The organism is Novosphingobium sediminicola (genome assembly GCF_014196525.1).
GTDB classification, from domain to species: domain Bacteria; phylum Pseudomonadota; class Alphaproteobacteria; order Sphingomonadales; family Sphingomonadaceae; genus Novosphingobium; species Novosphingobium sediminicola.
This window is the reverse complement of record NZ_JACIDX010000054.1, coordinates 1-1,211: the sequence shown is the minus strand read 5'-3', so window position 1 is coordinate 1,211 and position 1,211 is coordinate 1. Positions and strand designations below refer to the sequence as shown.

The window sequence follows — 1,211 nt, the reverse complement described above, 5'->3', positions numbered from 1 at the left end:
CAAGCCGATGACCAAACAGTCCGTCTCGGCGCGCAGTCACTGTGACATGCTGTATGAGCCCTTCAAACTCAGGGGTAACGCCCGATGTTCGGCTCCGCCAAAATGACGACCGCCCTGCTCGATCGCCTCACCCACCATTGCCACATCCTCGAGACGGGCAATGACAGCTTCCGCTTCAGGGCCAGTTCCGCTGCTCCCAAAGCCAGAAAGGGATAAATCCAACTCTTGACCGTGCCCGTCAGGGGCAGCACATAACCCACATCCACCCGGGTCAATTCTTAGTGATAATCCCGGGTCAATTCTCGGCGCTACTCAACAGGCGGCGGCATCGCGTGAATATCCGATATCATGCCGCCGCCAGCGTGATTTAAACCCCCGGTCTCAGCAGGCGCGGGCGCAGACCTCGCGGTGCAGATCGGGCACGCGGGGATCGTCATAAGCACTGCCCCCCGACATCTCGAGGGCGGCCTGCTCGGCGCTGTACCAGTTGGCGGCCTCCACATTATAGGTCTCACTGGCATAGCATTCATCGCCACTGAAAAAGGCGACCTCGACCTGAAACGTCTGCAAGGCAGGCATAATATTCTCGCGCATGGCTGATATCCTTCGCGGACAAGAGAAAGGCGGCGCCGGCGCTGAGCCGGAACCGCCTGAAGGGCTGGATGGGGAGAGAGCGGGCTATCCCGCGCCGATCAGAGCGCCTTTTCGAGGAGCTTGCGGGCCTTGCCCTCGAGTTCGAGGCGGGCTTCCTGATGCGGCTTGCTGCGTGCGTGAGCCGTGATGCCCTGCACGAAATCGTAGAGCGATTGCCGCGGATGGCCCTCCTCGACCAGCACGGTCTCGATGATCTTTGCGGTATCGGTTTTGGAGAAGCCGCGCTTCCTCAGGAAATCCTCGCGATCCTCGTCCTTGCGGGCAACGATGCGTTCGCGCGCCGCCTTGATGCCGGTGATAAAATGCGAGGGCGAGCTTTCGGCAAAATGCTCAAGCGCGGGGGCGGCCTGATGGGCGAAGCGCGCAGCGGCGAATTTCGAGTGGCGGATATTGACCTCGTCGAAATTTTCCACGCCCCACAGACAGCGATTGGCGCAGACCCCGCGCAGGTAGAAGGTGGCAATCCCCAGCGTTTTGGAACCCACTTCCGAGTTCCAGTCGGGTAGGGGCGAAGATACCTGTACGGATATCCTCTTCCCCTCCCACGAAACCGGACT

Annotated in this window: 1 protein-coding gene and 2 pseudogenes; 1 reads left to right on the top strand and 2 read right to left on the bottom strand. The window is 60.7% G+C overall.

Annotated elements, in window-relative coordinates; all coding sequences use genetic code 11:
* Positions 1-84: 84 nt before the first annotated feature.
* Positions 85-216: pseudogene (locus GGR38_RS24045) on the top strand (ATP-binding protein); the annotation flags it as partial.
* A 165-nt stretch (positions 217-381) separates the two neighbouring features.
* On the opposite strand, the gene GGR38_RS23945 reads toward GGR38_RS24045, so the two are convergent.
* Both GGR38_RS23945 and GGR38_RS23940 read right to left on the bottom strand, forming a co-directional pair.
* Complete coding sequence (locus tag GGR38_RS23945; protein WP_183629522.1) at positions 382-594, bottom strand: hypothetical protein; 213 nt, start codon at positions 592-594, stop codon at positions 382-384.
* A gap of 98 nt (positions 595-692) precedes the next feature.
* Positions 693-1,211: pseudogene (locus GGR38_RS23940) on the bottom strand (hypothetical protein); the annotation flags it as partial.